18 protein-coding genes are annotated in these 17,168 nt (G+C 53.9%); 12 read left to right on the forward strand and 6 right to left on the reverse strand.

The window, feature by feature from the left end:
* Positions 1-8: 8 nt before the first annotated feature.
* From K5Y30_RS17985 to K5Y30_RS18000, 4 genes are all read right to left on the reverse strand, one after another.
* Positions 9-188, reverse strand: a complete 180-nt coding sequence (locus tag K5Y30_RS17985; RefSeq protein WP_192235013.1) for a hypothetical protein — start codon at positions 186-188, stop codon at positions 9-11.
* Between the two features lie 474 nt (positions 189-662).
* Complete coding sequence (locus K5Y30_RS17990; protein ID WP_101761395.1) at positions 663-1,949, reverse strand: TRAP transporter large permease; 1,287 nt, start codon at positions 1,947-1,949, stop codon at positions 663-665.
* A gap of 12 nt (positions 1,950-1,961) precedes the next feature.
* Positions 1,962-2,468, reverse strand: a complete 507-nt coding sequence (locus K5Y30_RS17995) for a TRAP transporter small permease (RefSeq protein ID WP_110868462.1) — start codon at positions 2,466-2,468, stop codon at positions 1,962-1,964.
* 48 nt (positions 2,469-2,516) lie between these two features.
* On the reverse strand, positions 2,517-3,494 hold the full coding sequence (locus K5Y30_RS18000; protein WP_222212583.1) for a TRAP transporter substrate-binding protein: 978 nt from the start codon (positions 3,492-3,494) through the stop codon (positions 2,517-2,519).
* Positions 3,495-3,862: 368 nt separating this feature from the next.
* Here K5Y30_RS18000 and K5Y30_RS18005 point away from each other — a divergent pair, with 368 nt between their 5' ends.
* The 9 genes from K5Y30_RS18005 (at position 3,863) to K5Y30_RS18045 (ending at position 12,223) form a co-directional block, all read left to right on the forward strand.
* Positions 3,863-4,858: an MsnO8 family LLM class oxidoreductase gene (locus tag K5Y30_RS18005; protein WP_137386971.1), complete on the forward strand. Its 996-nt coding sequence runs from the start codon at positions 3,863-3,865 to the stop codon at positions 4,856-4,858.
* 22 nt (positions 4,859-4,880) lie between these two features.
* Positions 4,881-6,038: an amidohydrolase gene (locus tag K5Y30_RS18010; RefSeq protein WP_222212584.1), complete on the forward strand. Its 1,158-nt coding sequence runs from the start codon at positions 4,881-4,883 to the stop codon at positions 6,036-6,038.
* An 83-nt stretch (positions 6,039-6,121) separates the two neighbouring features.
* Positions 6,122-7,435: an LLM class flavin-dependent oxidoreductase gene (locus tag K5Y30_RS18015; RefSeq protein ID WP_222212585.1), complete on the forward strand. Its 1,314-nt coding sequence runs from the start codon at positions 6,122-6,124 to the stop codon at positions 7,433-7,435.
* 18 nt (positions 7,436-7,453) lie between these two features.
* Positions 7,454-8,386 carry an ABC transporter substrate-binding protein gene (locus tag K5Y30_RS18020; RefSeq protein ID WP_222212586.1) on the forward strand — a complete coding sequence of 311 codons (933 nt, stop codon included), beginning with the start codon at positions 7,454-7,456 and terminating at the stop codon, positions 8,384-8,386.
* A gap of 9 nt (positions 8,387-8,395) precedes the next feature.
* Positions 8,396-8,908, forward strand: a complete 513-nt coding sequence (locus K5Y30_RS18025; protein WP_222212587.1) for a GNAT family N-acetyltransferase — start codon at positions 8,396-8,398, stop codon at positions 8,906-8,908.
* Between the two features lie 9 nt (positions 8,909-8,917).
* Positions 8,918-9,844, forward strand: coding sequence for an amino acid ABC transporter permease (locus tag K5Y30_RS18030; protein ID WP_222212588.1), 927 nt, complete (start codon positions 8,918-8,920; stop codon positions 9,842-9,844).
* Positions 9,828-10,622, forward strand: coding sequence for an amino acid ABC transporter ATP-binding protein (locus tag K5Y30_RS18035; RefSeq protein WP_176972119.1), 795 nt, complete (start codon positions 9,828-9,830; stop codon positions 10,620-10,622). The genes K5Y30_RS18030 and K5Y30_RS18035 overlap by 17 nt, the downstream gene beginning before the upstream one ends.
* Positions 10,622-11,527 (forward strand): ABC transporter substrate-binding protein, encoded by a 906-nt coding sequence (locus K5Y30_RS18040; protein ID WP_222212590.1) that lies wholly within the window; start codon positions 10,622-10,624, stop codon positions 11,525-11,527. The genes K5Y30_RS18035 and K5Y30_RS18040 overlap by 1 nt, the downstream gene beginning before the upstream one ends.
* Positions 11,528-11,953: 426 nt before the next feature.
* The gene (locus K5Y30_RS18045; protein ID WP_222212591.1) at positions 11,954-12,223 is read left to right on the forward strand and encodes a hypothetical protein; all 270 of its coding nucleotides are present in this window, start codon (positions 11,954-11,956) and stop codon (positions 12,221-12,223) included.
* A gap of 259 nt (positions 12,224-12,482) precedes the next feature.
* On the opposite strand, the gene K5Y30_RS18050 is transcribed toward K5Y30_RS18045, so the two are convergent.
* Positions 12,483-13,643 carry a bifunctional diguanylate cyclase/phosphodiesterase gene (locus tag K5Y30_RS18050; RefSeq protein WP_255606697.1) on the reverse strand — a complete coding sequence of 387 codons (1,161 nt, stop codon included), beginning with the start codon at positions 13,641-13,643 and terminating at the stop codon, positions 12,483-12,485.
* Positions 13,644-14,042: 399 nt separating this feature from the next.
* On the opposite strand from K5Y30_RS18050, the gene K5Y30_RS18055 reads away from it, so the two are divergent.
* The 3 genes from K5Y30_RS18055 to K5Y30_RS18065 all read left to right on the forward strand — a co-directional run bounded on the left by K5Y30_RS18055 (position 14,043) and on the right by K5Y30_RS18065 (position 15,815).
* Complete coding sequence (locus K5Y30_RS18055) at positions 14,043-14,603, forward strand: non-canonical purine NTP pyrophosphatase (protein WP_101761408.1); 561 nt, start codon at positions 14,043-14,045, stop codon at positions 14,601-14,603.
* A complete protein-coding gene (locus K5Y30_RS18060) occupies positions 14,600-15,394 on the forward strand; it encodes an SIR2 family protein (protein ID WP_008108794.1) in 795 nt (264 codons plus the stop codon). Before K5Y30_RS18055 ends, K5Y30_RS18060 begins: the two co-directional genes overlap by 4 nt.
* Positions 15,395-15,467: 73 nt before the next feature.
* Positions 15,468-15,815, forward strand: a complete 348-nt coding sequence (locus K5Y30_RS18065; protein ID WP_222212595.1) for a YebG family protein — start codon at positions 15,468-15,470, stop codon at positions 15,813-15,815.
* A gap of 42 nt (positions 15,816-15,857) precedes the next feature.
* On the opposite strand, the gene K5Y30_RS18070 is transcribed toward K5Y30_RS18065, so the two are convergent.
* The gene (locus K5Y30_RS18070) at positions 15,858-16,967 is read right to left on the reverse strand and encodes a Fic family protein (protein WP_222212597.1); all 1,110 of its coding nucleotides are present in this window, start codon (positions 16,965-16,967) and stop codon (positions 15,858-15,860) included.
* Positions 16,968-17,168 lie beyond the last annotated feature (201 nt).

Genomic DNA, 17,168 nt, shown 5'->3' on the forward strand with positions numbered 1-17,168 from the left:
TTCCCTTTTTAATCAATAGCCCGACGGGCGGTTTTCATCATTGAATGCCGCACACGGGAGTTGAACCAAGGAATTGCACTAAGCTTTGCTAAAAAAAATAAATAGGCGTTCTGTTCATACGATGGGGCGCCATAAATGGCGTAATGCTTATTAGCTAAGCCATTGGTGATGGCGCTGACCGGTGCCACTTTTGATCCGGCGGTCCTCGCGCCGCTTACGCGGCACCTTCACTTCGCTCGTCTGCCTGACGGACCGGCGGAGACGGGACGTCCTGTCCCGGCTCCGCCTTTCGCCCGCGTCCTGCGGGCTCTCCTGGCTTCCTCGCTTCGTTCAGCGCTGCGGATTGCCGGCCCAAAAGCGGCCCCGGCCTGCTCCAAACCTTCAGTGCGAGTTGTTGAAAAGGGCACATTTGCCAGAGGCGCTGACGCGTCTGCTGCGGCAAAAGGGCTATCCGCAGCGCTGAGGCTTTTACGTTGGGCCAGGAGCCTCACGCAGGGATGCGTGAGGCAGTTCGGGGCCGGCCAGGACGGCCGATCCCCGAATGATCCGTCGGCACGACGTGAAAGCCGAAGGTACCGCGCTAGCGGTGCGAGGACGGCCCGTGACGCAGTAGATGTGTCAGAGCCCGCAGCAGATTTAAAGCACAATGATTTGACCGGTTGTTACATCACGCCCATTAAACGCGGTAGCCATAGCGATAACGCCGGAATATAGGTAATCAACATCAGCACAATAAACAACACGCCATAGAAAGGCAGCATGGCGGTGACCACTTGCTCAATCTTTTGCTTACTCACGGCGCTGGCGACAAATAATACCGTGCCGACCGGTGGCGTAATTAATCCGATGCCTAAGTTGGTTAGCATTATCATGCCGAAATGAACCGGATCGACGCCGAGTGCGGTGGCTACCGGTAATAGTACTGGCGTCAGAATCAGGATCAGCGGTGCCATATCCATTAGCGTCCCCACCACCAGTAGCAGCAGATTAATGCACATCAAAATCACATACTTGTTGCTGGAAAATTGGGTAAAGGCTTCGGTAATAATGGTGGGTAATTGCATAAAGGTCATTACCGCACCGAAACCGGCGGCGAAGGCGATCAACACCATCACAATGGTTACCGTTTTGATGGTACGAAACACCAGAATATGCAATTGCGTCCATTTGAAATCACGGTAAATAAACATGGTGACAAAGAACGCCCAGATGCAGGCAATGGCTGCCGATTCTGAGGCGGTGAACACGCCGGACAGAATCCCGCCGAGAATGATGAAAATGGTGAACAATCCCCAGAACGCATCGAAGAAGATTTTCAACGCCTGCTTGTAAGGGATGCGCTCACCTTTGGGATAGCCGCGTTTACGCGCAAATCCCAGGCACATTACCATTAAGCAAAAACCCAGTAACAGGCCAGGAATGATGCCGGCGACAAACAGCGATGAGATGGTGACAACACCGCCGGTGGCGAGCGAATAAATCACCGAGTTGTGGCTGGGCGGGGTTAACACCGCTTGTACCGAGCCGCTGGCCGTTACCGCCGCAGCGAAATCACGCGGATAGCCTTTCTCCTCCATCTGCGGAATCATCACGGAACCAATCGAGGCGGTATCCGCCACCGAAGAACCCGAAATTGCACCAAAAAAGGTTGAGGCGACAATATTCACCAGCGACAAACCGCCGCGAATAAAACCAACGAAAATATAGGCAAAGTTGACCAGCCGTCGGGCAATGCCGCCTTCCGCCATAATCGCACCAGCCAAAATGAAGAACGGAATGGTTAACAGTGAAAACTTATTAATGCCGTTGGTAATCTGAATTACCACCGCTTCCAGCGGTAAATCGATCCACCATGCCCCGATAAACGCGCTCAATCCAACGGCGAATGCCACCGGGAAACCCACCAGCAGTAATACCACCAAACTGCCTATCAAAATCAGTGCGTCCATTTTCTTCTCCGCTTAGTGGGTGCCGCCAAGAGTCACGATGGCGCGTTGGCTTTGATCGCCATTAACCAATCTTTCAATGACAAACAGCAGGGTGAAAATCGCGCCGATTGGGATCGGCAGATACATTTCGCCGTAGGTCACCACCGGTAGTGAGGCCAGCGTTTGCACCCACATCGCTTCACACAGGTTGTAACTGGCGCGGAAAATCACCAGACAGGTGATGATCATCAGCGCGTCAGACAACTTGAGCAGCCAGCGCTGATTCACCGGCGAGAGCCGGTCGGTCATCATCGAGACGCAAATATGCGTACCGGCGCGGAACCCGACTGGCGCACCAATAAAGGTAAAGATGATCATGCAAATGATGGCGACCGGTTCTGGCCAGGATAACGCGTCGTTCAGCACATAGCGGGTGAAAATCCCGATGGGAATCACCGTCACCATAATCAACAAGGCAACAGCGGCGATCGCCATGCACAGCAAATAAAGCCCATCCATCAGACGAGAGTATGCAGTCATAATATTTACCTGATTAAAACGCCACGCAGGCACGTGGCGTGGGGAGGATTACTTCACATCAGCAATTTGTTTCATCAAATCCTGATATTTCCCGCCAAACTGATCGCGCACCGGTTGCGTGGCTTTCATGAAGGTTTCACGATCGGTTTCCTGGAAGGTCACGCCACCGGCTTTCATCTTCTCGATGGATTGTTGGGTGTAGGTTGCCCAAAGCTGACGTTCTTCCTCCTGCGCCTCTTTGCCTAATTTCTTCAGTAAAGCCTGATCATCCGCCGAGAGGCGATTCCACAACGGTTTGGAGTAGAGAATCATTTCAGGCTGAATGAAGTGGCCGCTCAGCGTGTAATACTTCGCGACGGGCATATAGTTGTGGGCGACAAAGGTTGGCGGGTTGTTTTCAGTGCCATCTACTACGCCGGTTTGCATGGCGCTAAACACTTCGCTCACGCCCATAGCCACCGGATTCGCCCCCATCGCTTTTAAGGTCGCTAACGAGATCGCACTGTTTTGCACGCGGATTTTCATACCCTTAAGATCTTCGGGTTTGGCGATCGGCTTTTTGGTGATCATGTTGCGTACACCGGCGTCGGTCCAGCCGAGGAAAATCATGCGGGCGTTGGGATCGTTATCAAATTTCTCGACGATATTTTTCCCGATATCACCATCCAGCACTTTGTGCATATGTTCCTCATCGCGAAAAACATACGGCAAGGTTAATACGCTGGTTTCTGGCGCGATGCTGGTGACCGGTGCCAGCGAAACGCGAATCATATCAATCGCACCCAGTTGCACCTGCTGCAGCGTTTGGTCTTCATCACCCAATACGCCACCGGCGTAAACCTTCATCTCTAACCGCCCGTCAGTGGCTTTTTTCAGCTTCTCGCCCATGTGTTCAAGCGCCACCACGGTGGGATAACCCGCCGGTTGAACTTCAGCCACTTTAATGACCTTGGCAGAAGCCACTGCCGGGCAAAACGCTGCCGCAGAGGATAACGAAACGACCAGAAGTAATTTTTTAAACATCATGCTTTTTCTCCAGCTAAGGGGAGGCAGGAAGGTGCGGCGCATTAATTTGTCGAAGGATGCCGCGTGGTGTCAGCATAGAGAAAATAGTGGCTGGAAAAATAAGGGAATCGCGATTGGATGAATTACGTCACATTTTGAAACGATGTTTTAATAATTTTATATTGAGTGTCACATTTTCAAAACATCACCACAACAATCCGTATCCTGTGGGGATAATTATGTGTTTTCAAAGGAGTTTAAACCACTTGGTCCAATCTATCTCCCTGATATGCATAAAGTAAATATAGATACGACAATATCATGTTTTACGAATCCGCCTTCTCCACCACAAACTACTCGCCATATTCATGACGAAAAGGATAAGGCGCATGTCATACCGACTGAGTTTGCTGGATAAATCGCCGATTGCCGACGGAGAGACAGCCAGCCACGCGCTACACCGCACGTTACAGCTGGCGCAGCAGGCGGAAGCCTGGGGCTATCACCGTTTCTGGTTAGCGGAACACCACAATACCGATCGTCTGGCGAGTCCGTCGCCGGAACTGCTAATCGCCTGGATCATCGGCCAGACGCAACATATTCGCGTCGGCTCCGGCGGCGTGATGCTGCAACACTACAGCCCGTACAAAGTGGCGGAAAACTTCAACTTGCTGGCGTCCTTAGCGCCGGGCCGCATTGACGTTGGGGTCGGCAAAGCGCCGGGCGGCTTGCCGCTCTCAACGCGTGCGTTGCAGCTCGGCGTGCATCTGCAGGAGAAAGGCAGCTTCGCCGAGCAATTGACGCTGCTGGATAGCTGGCTGCAAGTGCCGCCAGTGGGCGATGAAGAGATTCTGCGCGCCACGCCGCAGCCGCCGCGTCCGGCCAATCGCTTCCTGCTGGGTGCCAGCGAAGAGAGCGCCAAACTGGCGGCGGAACTCGGCTGGCAGCTGGTGTTTGCGGCGCATCACAACGGCGATCCGCAACTGATGGAGAAAGTCCTTAACAGCTATCGCCAGCACAGCAACGGCCAGCGCGCGCTGGTGGCGGTGCAAGTGGTGGTGGCGGATTCTCCGGCGGAAGCCGATCTGCTGGTGGATAACTTACGTGTTTATCACGTCAGCGTGAAAGATGGCCCCAGCGTTAACGTCGGCAGCGTCGAGCAGGCCGAGCGCTACGTGCGTCAGGGCGGTTATACCGATTACGTGATTGAACCGCGCACGCCATCGCTGCTGAAAGGCACCGCCGCGCAGGTGCATGCCAAGCTGGATGCGCTGCATCAGAATTTCGGCATTGAAGAGTTCGTGATTGATACGCCGGTGGCTGAAGAGCAGGCGCGCGTGAAATCACTCGAACTGTTGGCCACTCACCGTTTAGTCACCGCATGATTCGCTGCTTCCGGAGGCAGGTATGACGCAATTTAGCGAACATCAGCTGATTGACTGGCGACGTGAGCTGCACAGCTGGCCGGAGTTATCCGGCCGCGAAGTCGAAACCACTGCGCGCCTGCGCCGCTGGTTACAGGACGCCGGTTTGCGTCTGCTGGATTATCCGCTGGAAACCGGCGTAATCGTGGAAGTGGGCCGCGGCGACACGCTGATTGCGCTGCGCGCCGATATCGATGCGCTACCGATTCACGAAGCCACCGGACTGGCTTACCGTTCGCGCAACAGCGGCGTGATGCACGCCTGCGGCCACGATGTCCACAGCGCGGTGATGTTGGGCGCGGCCTTGCAGCTAAAAGCAGTTGAAGATCAATTGCCGGGCCGCATCCGTATTCTGTTCCAACCGGCGGAAGAGAACGCCACCGGCGCACGCCAGTTGATCAATGCGGGCGTGCTGGACGGGGTGCAGGCGATTTTCGGCATGCACAATGAACCCGGTTTGCCGACCGGCACCTTCGCCACACGCGGCGGCGCGTTTTACGCCAATGCGGATAAATTTATCGTGCGGGTTTCCGGCAAAGGCGCGCACGCCGCGCATCCGGAAGAGGGCGTGGACAGCATTGTGGTCGCCAGCCAGATTATTCAGGCGCTGCAATCGCTCACCAGCCGCAGCTTCAACACGCTGGACAGCTTAGTGCTCAGCGTAACGCGTATCGACGCTGGCAAAACCTGGAACGTACTGCCCGGCGAGGCCGAATTTGGCGGCACGGTGCGCACCCATGACAAACAGGTGCGCGCGGAGCTGGAGCAGCGCGCCCGCACGCTGGTGGAGAATATCGCCGCCGCCAACGGAGCCAGCGCCTCCTTTAGCTGGCATCCCGGTCCGCCGGTGCTGGAGAATGATGCGCGCTGGGCGCAGTTTGCCAGCAACGTGGCGCAGCAGGCGGGTTACCGCGTGCAGACCGCTGAATTACATCTCGGCGGAGAAGATTTCGCCTACTACTTACAGCAGATCCCCGGCGCGTTTGTCAGCATTGGCAGCGCGAGCGAATTTGGTCTGCATCATGGCGGCTTCAATCCTGATGAAGCGCTGATCGCCCCCGCTGCACACTACTTTACGCAACTGGCCCAGCAAGCGTTGCAGCACCTCAACGCGCGATGTCGTGACGCCATTCTGAACTAACGCGATTCACCTATTTAATTCCGGTTCTGCACGGCGACAGGCATGTCGCCGTCAGGCTGCGCCTTGGCAAAAGAGAGAACATTATGACTGCAAGACAACTGCGATTGGGCACCATTCTGCATGGTGCGTCCGGCAATATGTCCGCGTGGCGTCATCCGGCGGCGCTGGCGAATGCCAGCATCAATTTTGATTACGCTAAACACATTGCGCGCAAGGCGGAAGCGGGCAAGCTGGATTTCCTGTTTGTTGCCGATGGCCTGTTTATTAACGAAAAATCGATTCCCCACTTCCTCAATCGCTTCGAGCCGCTGACCTTGCTGTCGGCGCTGGCGGGCGTGACCGAGCATCTTGGTTTGGTCGGCACGGTTTCCACCTCATACAGCGAGCCGTTCACCGTGGCGCGGCAGTTTGCCAGCCTCGATCATCTGAGCGGCGGTCGTGCGGGCTGGAACGTGGTGACCTCGCCGCTGGAAGGTTCGGCGAAGAACTTCTCGCGCCAGCAGCATCCGGAACACGCGCTGCGCTACCGCATCGCTGATGAGTATCTGCAAGTGGTGAAAGGGCTGTGGGATTCGTGGGAAGGCGATGCTTTCGTACGTAATAAAGAGAGCGGCCAGTTCTTTGATCCTGAGAAGCTGCACACGCTGAATCACCACGGCGATTTCTTCCAGGTGCAAGGGCCGCTGAATATCGAACGCACGCCGCAAGGACGTCCGGTGGTGTTCCAGGCAGGCGCATCGGAAGATGGCCGCAAGCTGGCAGCTAAACACGCCGACGCCATCTTTACCCATCAGCCGACGCGCGAAGAGGCGCAGGCGTTCTACCGCGATGTGAAAAAACAGCTGGTGGCGAACGGCCGCGAACCGGGCGATCTGCACATTTTCCAGGGCGTTGGCGTGATTGTTGGCGACAGTGCGGAAGATGTGGAGCAGCAGTATCAAACCACCGCCGCGCTGGTTTCCATCAAAGATGCGCTCAACTATCTCGGTCGCTTCTTCGATCATCACGACTTCTCACAATATTCGCTGGATGAGCCGTTCCCGGAACTCGGCGATATCGGGCAAAACAGCTTCCGCAGCACCACCGACGAAATCAAACGCAAAGCGCGCGAGCATGGCCACTCGCTGCGCCAGGCGGCGCTGGAAGCCGCGACGCCGCGTCCGCTGTTCCACGGCACGCCAGAGCAGGTGGCCGACGGTTTGCAGCTGTGGTTTGAGAGCGAAGCGACCGATGGCTTTATCATTCAGGGCGGCACGCCAGATACCTTCGAACGCTTTGTCGATCGCGTGGTACCGATTCTGCAAGCGCGCGGTTTGACCCGCAGCGAATACCCCGGAACCACGCTGCGCGCCAGCTTTGGTCTGAAAGATCCGGTTAACCAATACACACAAAAATAAAACTCGAGAATAAACGCTATGCAGAAAAAATCCCTTATTGCGCTGTTGTTGCTGGGCATGAGCAGCGCCGTATTCGCCGAAGATGTGGCGGTTAACGGTCAGAACATCAGTGTTGAAGCCAACAAAACGCCAATCAATACCGCGAAAAATGACACCGCAGTGGCGCAGATCCCGGCTGGACATCGCTTCGCCGTGCCGGGCTCGTTCACCGTGGCGGTCGCCGCGCTGAATTCACCGCCGCTGACGGTGTTCAGTGATGACAACAAAACTCTGCTCGGCAGCGAAGTGGATATCGCCCGCTTAGTCGCCGACAGCCTGGGTTTGAAACTCAACGTGGTGCCAACTTCTTGGGAAGACTGGCCGCTGGGCGTGGCATCGGGCAAATACGATGCGGCGATCAGTAACGTGACCGTCACCAAAGAGCGCAAAGAGCGCTTCGATTTCGCCACCTATCGCAAAGACTCACTCGGTTTTTACGTCAAATCCAGCAGCCCGATTAAGTCGCTGACCAAAGCCGAAGATATCGCCGGACTGCGCATTATCGTCGGCTCTGGCACCAATCAGGAATCGATCCTGCTGGCCTGGGATAAAGAGAATCAGGCCAAGGGATTGAAACCGTTTACGCCGGTGTATACCAAAGACGATGCGGCACAAACGCTGGCGCTGCAGTCGGGCCGCGCCGATGCCTACTTTGGTCCGAACGTGATTGGCGCCTGGAAAGCCGCGCTGACTAAGCAGACGCGTTTGGTTGGCAGCGTCGATGGCGGCTGGCCGAAAGCGGCGCACATCGCGGTGACGGTGAAGAAAGATGGCGGTTTAGTGCAGCCGATCAACACCGCGCTGAATGGCGTGATCAAGAACGGCGATTACGACAAGGTGCTGAAGCGCTGGGGTGAAGGCGTGGAGCGTATCGACAGTTCAGAGATCAATCCGGCCGGATTGGGCGATTAAGGAGGCCGCATGAGCGAGAAACTGTTCCGCGAAGTATCACCGGAAGCGCCTGAGCTGCAACCGATTTTGACCGGACTGTTTGGTGAATACACCGCGCGCTACGGCGCGTTCTTCACCAGCCAAAAAGAGGTGGAGCTGACCGAATGGTATTTGCCGCCGCGCGGGCTGTTTATCGTGCTGGAGCGTGACGGTGAGATCATCGCGATGGGCGCGTATAAACCCTACGACGAGGTGACCGCCGAGTTTAAACGCATCTGGACGCGCAGCGATCTGCGTCGTCAGGGATTGGCGCTGCTGATCCTGCAGGAACTGGAGCGCCGCGCGCTGCGTGCGGGCTATCAGCGCGTGTTTCTCACCACCGGTTTCCGCCAGCCGGAAGCGGTGAAGTTGTATATCGGCCACGGTTATCAGCCGCAGTTTGAGCTGCTGGAGGATATGGAAGTCTACAGCCAGCCGCCACACGATGGACGCTTGCGCTTCCTGAAAGTGATTGATGTACATAGCGTGGCGCAGGCCAGCTAAGGAGTTGTAATGAGTAATGAACCACAACGTTTAACCGTGGTGCCGGCGCGATATCCGGCACGTACCGTCGGCGCGATTGTCGCGCTGTTTATTCTGGCCAGCGTGATTGATTCGGTTGCGTTTAATCCGCGCTGGGAATGGGGCGTGTTCGCTAAATGGTTTTTTGATCCGGTGATCCTCAGCGGTTTGGGGCAAACGCTGCTGCTGACGCTGTTTGGCACCCTCCTCAGCCTGATTTTTGGCGGTTTGCTGGCGCTGGCGCGCCTCTCGTCATCCTGGCTGCTGAGTACGCTGGCGTTCGGCTATATCTGGCTGTTCCGCTCGCTGCCGCTGATTGTGGTGCTGATCATCCTCTACAACTTCTCTTATCTGTACGACACGCTGTCGCTCGGCATTCCGTTTACCGCGCTGTCGTGGGGCCACTTCCAGACCATCAACGTGCTCGGCCAGTTCCCGGCGGCGGTGATTGGTTTGACGCTGGTGCAGAGCGCTTATAGCGCTGAGATCATTCGCGGCGGTTTTTTGGGTGTCGATCACGGCCAGTTTGAAGCGGCTTCGGCGCTGGGATTATCTTCCACGCGTCGTACCTTCCGCATCATTCTGCCGCAGGCGCTGCGCGCGATTATTCCCACCACATTTAATGAAATCATCAGCCTCGCCAAAGGCACCTCGATGGTTTACGTGCTGGCGATGCCGGAACTGTTTTACACCATCCAGATGATCTACAACCGCACGCAGCAGGTGATTCCGCTGCTGATGGTCGGCGCGGCCTGGTATCTGATTATCACCACCGTTTTGTCACTGCTGCAGCACAGCGTTGAGCGCTGGCTGGCGCGCAGTGTCACCCGTGAACCGCAGCCATCGCGCTGGCGTCAATGGCGTAACCGCAGCGCCAAACCTGCAACCAAGGAGCTTTCCCATGTCCGAAGCCATTGATTACCGCAATCTGCATACCGCTGGCGCCATTAGCATCACCGGTGTGAGCAAGTCGTTCGGCAAACTAAAAGCGCTGGATGATGTGTCGCTGGAGCTGGAACCGGGATCGGTGACGGTGATTCTTGGGCCATCCGGCTCGGGTAAATCGACGCTGCTGCGCACCATTAACCATCTGGAGCGCGTCGATGAAGGCTATATCCAGATCGATGGTGACTACATCGGTTATCAGCGTCGCGGCGACAAGCTGTATGAGCTGAAAGAGAAGGCGATTCTGCGTCAGCGCATCAACGTTGGCTACGTGTTCCAGAACTTCAATCTGTTCCCGCATCTGACGGTGCTGGAGAACCTGATTGAAGCGCCGATTGCGCATCGTCAGCTGTCACGCCGTGAAGCGATTGATCGCGCCGGTGAGCTGCTGGATGTGGTGGGTTTACGCCACAAAGCCGATGCCTGGCCGCGCCATTTGTCGGGCGGCCAGCAGCAGCGTATCGCAATTGCGCGTGCCTTAATGCTCAACCCGCGCGTGATGCTGTTTGATGAACCGACGTCAGCGCTTGATCCCGAGCTGGTGGGTGAAGTGCTGGATGTAATCAAAAAGCTGGCGCGTTCCGGCACCACTTTGGTGATTGTCACGCACGAGGTCGGCTTTGCGCGAGAAGTGGCAGATAACGTGGTGTTTATGGTCGATGGACGCATTGTCGAGCAGGGCAGCAGCAATCAGGTATTGAATCAGCCGCGCCACGAGCGCACCAAACGTTTTCTGGCGCGGGTACTTTAATGGAACGAGTAATTATTACGGCGTTGCTGGCAGTGATGTTAAGCGCGCCAGCCATCGCAGCAGAAACGCTGGATGCCAAAAACAACGAAACGCCGATCAATATAGCCGCGAATCCACAGGCTATCGCGAAGATTCCAGCGGGTTTTCACTTTGTGAATCCGGGTTATTTGACTGTCGCCACCACGGCGATGAACTCGCCGCCGATCGGTTTATGGGCGTCGGATAATAAAACGCTGATCGGCAGCGATCCGGATATTGCGCGTCTGCTGGCGGATGGTTTGGGCTTAAAGCTGAAGCTGGTGCCAGCCGCCTGGGAAGATTGGCCGCTGGGTATTACCGCTGGACGGTATGACGTGGCGATGTTCAATATTGCCGTCACCGAAGAGCGCAAAAAGAAGTTCGATTTCGCCACTTATCGCGCGGATAACCACGCCTTTGCGGTGAAAACCAACAGCGCGATAACCGCGATTAAGGGCCGCGAAGATGTGGCGGGTAAGCGCATCATTGTGGGTTCGGGCACCAATCAGGAGCGGATTTTACTCAGCTGGGATGAGAAGAACCGCGCGCAGGGCTTAGCGCCGGTGCAGCCGATCTATCTCAACGATGATGCGGCGGCCACGCTGGCGCTGCTTTCGGGACGTGCGGATGCAACGTTTGGCCCTCAATCATTGGCAGCATGGAAAGTCGCTTCGCGCGGGCAGACCAAAATCGTCGGCCACGGCCCGTTCCGCGCTTGGGTAGCGGTGACCACTAAAAAAGGTAATGGATTGGATGTGGCACTGCAGCAGGCAATTAATGGCGCGATTGCCAGCGGCGAGTACAAACAAGTATTGGCACGCTGGGGCGAACAGGAAGAGGCGGTGGAAACCTCGCAGGTAAATCCGCCGGGGATTGTTTACCAGTAATTTTCTGTTCTGCTTAATTTTGCGAGAAAGCTCACGATGTGAAAGTTGTGAGCTTTTTTTTATTTCATTGGGTTTTAGGTCGGCTCACATTAAATTGTCAGTAGATTGTTACTTGCTCAGTTGATTGATTATCTTCTTTGTTTTTTTGACAGTTATTTTTATTTTCTTATTCAAACCACTAATGTTTGTGAAAAAAACCGGTGTTAAGATGTTCAGGGTTTTGGGCGAGTGCGGTGTTTAACGTTTACCATTGCAAAAGGGAGTTTGATTATATGGCCTACCGTCAACCTGCATTACCCAATCAAAAATGGAAACGATTGGGGTGAAATAATGTTAGCTGAACCGTTAAATAAAAGTGTTATCAATTATGCGTGCCGTCAACGTAAATGCAATTAAGGCGGACAACCACCGAGCGGAGGTAAAGGAATGCAAGAGCGTGTTAAAAGGCTGGAAGATCAGGTTACTTCGCTGGTCTCTGATGTGGCTGTAATCAAGTCAAATTATGCGACTAAAGAGGATGTGGCTGCGGTGAAAGCGGATGTAGCGGTGATCATGTCTAATCACGCTACTAAGGAGGATGTTGCGGCGATAAAGGTCGATTTGTATAAAGCAATGATTACACAAACCAAATGGATGGTGACTACCCAATTTGTAACCTTAGGAGCGGGTCTTTCACTTGCGAAACTGCTGTTTTAAATTGTATATGCTGGAACGGTCGCCATAAATGGCGGCCCTACGAATGTATAACGCGGTTTTCGTAGGGTACGCATTTATGCGCATCTGGTCGCCATAAATGGCGACGGTACGATTATATAGCGCGGTTTTCGTAGGGTGCGCATTAATGCGCACCTGGTTGAAATAAATGGCGACCGTACGATTATATGACGTGGTTTTCGTAGGGTTCGCATTAATGCGCACCTGGTCACCATAAATGGCGACCCTACAAAACAGGGGGTTATATTTTGGCCTTTTTGATCCATACCTGCGCATCTGCGGGCGGCAGCGGGCGGGCGAAATGGTAGCCCTGAAACAGATGGCAGCCTTTATCGCGCAGGTAGGTGAAATACTCCTCACTCTCGATGCCTTCAGCCAGCACATTCAGACCCATTTCACGCGATAACTCGATGGTTTTCTGCACCACAATCGCCGATGACTCATTTTTAAAAATCTGCATGATTAACGATTTATCGATCTTAATATCATCAATAGCAAAATCACTAATCGATTTCAGCGAGGAATAGCCGACGCCAAAGTCATCAATCGCCCATTTAACACCTAATTGGCTAAAATGGTTGATTACGTCGCCAATACGCTTCTGGTCGTAGATAAAGGTGGTTTCAGTAATTTCAAACTTGAGGCGTTCGGGGCGGATTTTATAATGTGACAGCGATAACAAGGTATCCTGGGTGAAATCGCGGTATATTAACTGCAGCGGACTGATGTTAACAGAAAACACCAAATCACTAAGGTGCTGACCGCGATCCCATTCGGCGATTTGCTGTAAGGTGTGTTCCATCACCCACTTGCCAATGTCGATAATCAAGCCACTTTTTTCGGCCACTGGAATAAACACTTCGGGTGAAATAAAGCCTTTAACAGGATGCTTCCAGCGCAGCAGGGCTTCAAATCCAATCAGCTTTTTATTGCTGTCGACTTGTGGCTGGTAATAGAGCTCCAGCTGATTCTTTTCGATGGCTTGTGAAAGTTCACGTTTAATCAAATCGGTTTCGGAGTAGTTGCCGCGCAGCGTGAATGCCGTCAACAACAGCGCGATCATTGGCACTGCACAGTTGACGATATAAAAGCCGGATTCATGCGGGATATTGAGCTGAAACGCGCTATGTTGCCAGGTTAATCCGGTCGAGATAAAAAACAGATAAACCACCAGGCAGATTAACGGGAATATTTTACTTAAGTAAGGTGTTTGCTGGCGTAATACCAACGCTGAACCCACGGTTAACGCCACCAGATAATTGTACTCTGAATGTTTCTCGACGCTGTGGTCATTATCCAGCAGGAACAGCAGCATTATGATCAGTAACAAAGCATGCACGATGATGTAGAGATGCTTGTTCAGCTTGTTACAGAAAGCCGCAACCACAATATAAAATCCCATCGCGGTGCTCAGGCAATATAAGGCGGAAACACCATTTTCTCCCTTAATGAAATTCGTCACTACCATATAAAAACCCGCCATGATGCTGGAAAATCCAGCAATGAGCAGAGTTAAGCGCAATTTTTTCTCTGGGTTATCACCCTGCAAAATGAAGGGTAAATCTTTTAGCATGGAATATCTGGAGCTAAAATAAGAAATCATCTGAGGTTCTCATTTTATCTGTCATATTTATTAAATTGAATCGCATAATTATTCTAGATTCATGCATCGGGAAAGTCATAATTTTGTTTTCTCCATTCAGAGATTGTTCCTACCCAGTGCCCGGTAGGCGCGCTAGAATCAACGAACAACGGAAAGGCTTTTACAGAGCTTAAACTCACCTTCAACATACTGATTGCAATGAAAATACGATTCCTGTCTGCCAATGAACTAAAGCTGGCCGAGGTGCGTACCATCCTTGAGCCGGTCGGTGTCGAAGTGCTGCCCATCGCACGCCGTATTGAAGAGATTCAGACTGAAAATGAGGTTGAACTGGTGCGCGACAAGCTCACCAAAGCGTTCTCTATTATTGGTCGTCCGCTGTTTGTCGAACACACCGGACTCTATCTGGATGGCCTGAACGGCTTACCGGCCGGATTGACGCGCATCTTCTGGAGCCGCCTGAATGCCGAGCGCTTCACCAAACTGGTGAACGGTTTAGATAGCGCCTGCGTCACGGCAAAAACCGTGCTTGGCTATTGCGATGGGCAAAAAATGTATCAGTTCGAAGGCGAACTGCGCGGCACCATCGCCACCGAGCCTGCTGGTCCACGCGAATTTCAATGGGACTGCGTGTTTATCCCGGAAGGGCACACGCAAACTTTCGCCGAAATGGGCGAGCTGAAAAATGAGATTTCGATGCGTCGCCTGGCGCTGGATCGCTTCGCAACCTTTTTGAAAACATCGCGGGGATTGGCATGAAACCCGAGCTAAAACGCGCCTACGATGCCGGTAAACTGATCCTGTTTGCCGGTGCAGGTATTTCACGCAATCTTGGCTTACCGGAATGGCATGAGCTGATTGCACATCTGGCTAAAGAATTGGGCTACGACCCGAAAATCTTCAATACCTACGGCACACATCTCTCGCTGGCGGAGTATTACAAACAGCGTAAAGGCTCGCTGGGACCGCTGCGCAGCTGGATGGATCGCGAATGGCATCGCCCGGATATTGACGTGCGCAGTTCTGAAATCCACACCATGATTACGCAAGGCAATTTCTCACGCATCTACACCACCAATTATGATCGCTGGCTGGAGATGGCGCATGAGGCGCACAACGTCCCTTACAGCAAAGTGGCGAATGCTGCAGATTTGGTGTCGTTGACCGAAGATAAGCGCCATATCATTAAGCTTCATGGCGATTTCGACGACGATACTTCAATTGTACTGGATGAGAGCAGCTACTTTGAGCGTCTCTATTTTGATTCGCCGCTTGATATCAAACTTACGCACGACGTTATGGGCAACTCGGTGTTGTTTGTGGGTTACAGCATCAGCGATTTCAACATTCGTCTGTTATTCTACCGCCTGACAAAAATGTGGGGCCGAACCGGATTGGCCACCGCACGTCCCAAATCGTACCTGTTCACTAACCGCAATAATCCTGTGGCGAAAGAGGTGCTGGGACAGTGGGGTATTGAGATGATCGTCTCGGAAGAGGACGATCCGCGCAAAGCGCTGGCGCTGTTCCTGGAAGAATTACTGGCTTAACAGCAGAAAGTCATTGCCTGGAAAAGTTTGATCAGAATATACTGTATATAAATACAGTTAACCGAGGTGCATCATGGCAGTCGAAACCAAATATGTTGTAGTCAGAAAGGGTGAAGAAAAGATGACGTTTGCCAATAAAAAAGACGCGGATGCCTGGGACAAAATGCTCGATATGGCAGACGCCTTTACCGATTGGCTGCAGCAGCATCAGCCAGAACTGGGTGAAGCGCAGGCCGAAGCATTGGGTCTGCTGTTGGCTGAACAGAAAGACGCCGTGCAGCACATTCTGCGCACCAGCAAGTTGCCGGATATCGTAAAGGAAGAAGAGGTTGCGCAAGCGCCTGAAGCCTCTGCGGAAACTGAGAGCGAAGCAGAAGCGGCAGCGCCGGAAAAGAAAGTTCGCGCGGTTAAAGCGGCGTAAGCTGTTTTGCCAGGTGCGCATTGATGCGCACCTGGTTACCCATCAATGCTTAATCTGGTAGCGCGTGCTGCGCCCGCCGCCGGGTAATTTCTCCACACAACCTTTCGTCAGCAGTTCTGTCAGATGTCGCGTCGCCGTGGCTTTACTCACTTTCGCTACTTTCTGATACTGACCTGCGCTGATGCCTTCGCTAAATCCCTGTTCACCGCCATCCAGTAAGCGATTCAGCACGCGGGTTTGCTCCGCACTCAGCTCAGCAGCATTGTGCATTAACCAGAAGCGCGCTTTATTTTGCGTGCGTGTGACGGCTTCCAGCGCGAGCTCAAGGCTGTCGTTCAGCACATCACAAAACCACAGCAGCCAATCGGTGACGTCCAGTGCACCGCGCTGCGTCTGCTGCAGGATGCGGTAATAATCGGCACGTCGCGCCAGAATCGATGCGGACATGGCATACAAGCGGATGCTCTGGCTATCCGCCTGCGCCAGCGCCAAATCGGTCAGGGCGCGGGTGATACGTCCATTACCGTCATCAAACGGGTGCAGCGTAACGAACCACAGATGGCACAGCGCGGCGCGCAACAGCGGATCGAGCAGCGGATTCGCGCGGCTGTGATTAAACCAGGCAATAAATTCCTCTAGCTGTGCTTCCAGCCCTGCACGCGGCGGCGCTTCGAAATGCACCGTTGGTCGATCGATGCGTCCTGAAACTACCTGCATCGGTTCATCGCCGCGTAACGTGCCGACATTCAGTCGCTTGATGGTCCATTCGCTTGCGGGAAACAGCCAGCGATGCCACTGACATAAACGCGCCAACGTTAGTTCCTGATCGCGTTGCGTAATGGCATCCATCATCATGGTTGCCAAACCTTCGGAACGTTCGGAAACCGGGTAAGGCTGATCGAGCGAAACCCCTAAACGGCGGGCAAGGGACGATCGTACCGACTGCGCGTTGACGCGCTCATCTTCAATCGCTGAGGAAGAGAGGATATTGCTGAGCAGCGTATCCAGCGTTTGTTGATCGCTGTTATCTTGCACGCTAGCGCGGCCCAGCAAGACGCCGCGCTGCTGCTGCAGCTGGCGTAGGCGCGGCAGTAATTTCTCTTCCTGCCAGCGAAACTGCGGCCAATCGGGCTGCTGCCAAATCCACATCATAGAGTCACTCCTGAATCGCATGAGCTGAATAGAACGGCTATTCGGCTCATATGGTGAGCTGAATAATAGTCTGTAATCGGCTCATTGACCAGCAGAGAGAGGGCGCATCGGGCGCTGACTTGATGACGGTCGCCATGTATGGCGACCCTACAAAAACCTCGCCCAACAACGGTAGGGGCGCCATTCATGGCGACCGATTCA

It is taken from the genome of Pantoea sp. DY-5 (assembly GCF_019795955.1).
Classification (GTDB): domain Bacteria; phylum Pseudomonadota; class Gammaproteobacteria; order Enterobacterales; family Enterobacteriaceae; genus Pantoea; species Pantoea leporis.

Excerpts from the sequence above, each read along its gene's own strand:
- K5Y30_RS17990 (WP_101761395.1), bottom strand. The coding sequence starts at position 1,949 with ATGGACGCACTGATTTTGATAGGCAGTTTGGTGGTATTACTGCTGGTG.
- K5Y30_RS17995 (WP_110868462.1), bottom strand. The coding sequence starts at position 2,468 with ATGACTGCATACTCTCGTCTGATGGATGGGCTTTATTTGCTGTGCATG.
- K5Y30_RS18000 (WP_222212583.1), bottom strand. The coding sequence starts at position 3,494 with ATGATGTTTAAAAAATTACTTCTGGTCGTTTCGTTATCCTCTGCGGCA.
- K5Y30_RS18005 (WP_137386971.1), top strand. The coding sequence starts at position 3,863 with ATGTCATACCGACTGAGTTTGCTGGATAAATCGCCGATTGCCGACGGA.
- K5Y30_RS18010 (WP_222212584.1), top strand. The coding sequence starts at position 4,881 with ATGACGCAATTTAGCGAACATCAGCTGATTGACTGGCGACGTGAGCTG.
- K5Y30_RS18015 (WP_222212585.1), top strand. The coding sequence starts at position 6,122 with ATGACTGCAAGACAACTGCGATTGGGCACCATTCTGCATGGTGCGTCC.
- K5Y30_RS18020 (WP_222212586.1), top strand. The coding sequence starts at position 7,454 with ATGCAGAAAAAATCCCTTATTGCGCTGTTGTTGCTGGGCATGAGCAGC.
- K5Y30_RS18025 (WP_222212587.1), top strand. The coding sequence starts at position 8,396 with ATGAGCGAGAAACTGTTCCGCGAAGTATCACCGGAAGCGCCTGAGCTG.
- K5Y30_RS18030 (WP_222212588.1), top strand. The coding sequence starts at position 8,918 with ATGAGTAATGAACCACAACGTTTAACCGTGGTGCCGGCGCGATATCCG.
- K5Y30_RS18035 (WP_176972119.1), top strand. The coding sequence starts at position 9,828 with ATGTCCGAAGCCATTGATTACCGCAATCTGCATACCGCTGGCGCCATT.
- K5Y30_RS18040 (WP_222212590.1), top strand. The coding sequence starts at position 10,622 with ATGGAACGAGTAATTATTACGGCGTTGCTGGCAGTGATGTTAAGCGCG.
- K5Y30_RS18045 (WP_222212591.1), top strand. The coding sequence starts at position 11,954 with ATGCAAGAGCGTGTTAAAAGGCTGGAAGATCAGGTTACTTCGCTGGTC.
- K5Y30_RS18050 (WP_255606697.1), bottom strand. The coding sequence starts at position 13,643 with ATGGGATTTTATATTGTGGTTGCGGCTTTCTGTAACAAGCTGAACAAG.
- K5Y30_RS18055 (WP_101761408.1), top strand. The coding sequence starts at position 14,043 with ATGAAAATACGATTCCTGTCTGCCAATGAACTAAAGCTGGCCGAGGTG.
- K5Y30_RS18060 (WP_008108794.1), top strand. The coding sequence starts at position 14,600 with ATGAAACCCGAGCTAAAACGCGCCTACGATGCCGGTAAACTGATCCTG.
- K5Y30_RS18065 (WP_222212595.1), top strand. The coding sequence starts at position 15,468 with ATGGCAGTCGAAACCAAATATGTTGTAGTCAGAAAGGGTGAAGAAAAG.
- K5Y30_RS18070 (WP_222212597.1), bottom strand. The coding sequence starts at position 16,967 with ATGATGTGGATTTGGCAGCAGCCCGATTGGCCGCAGTTTCGCTGGCAG.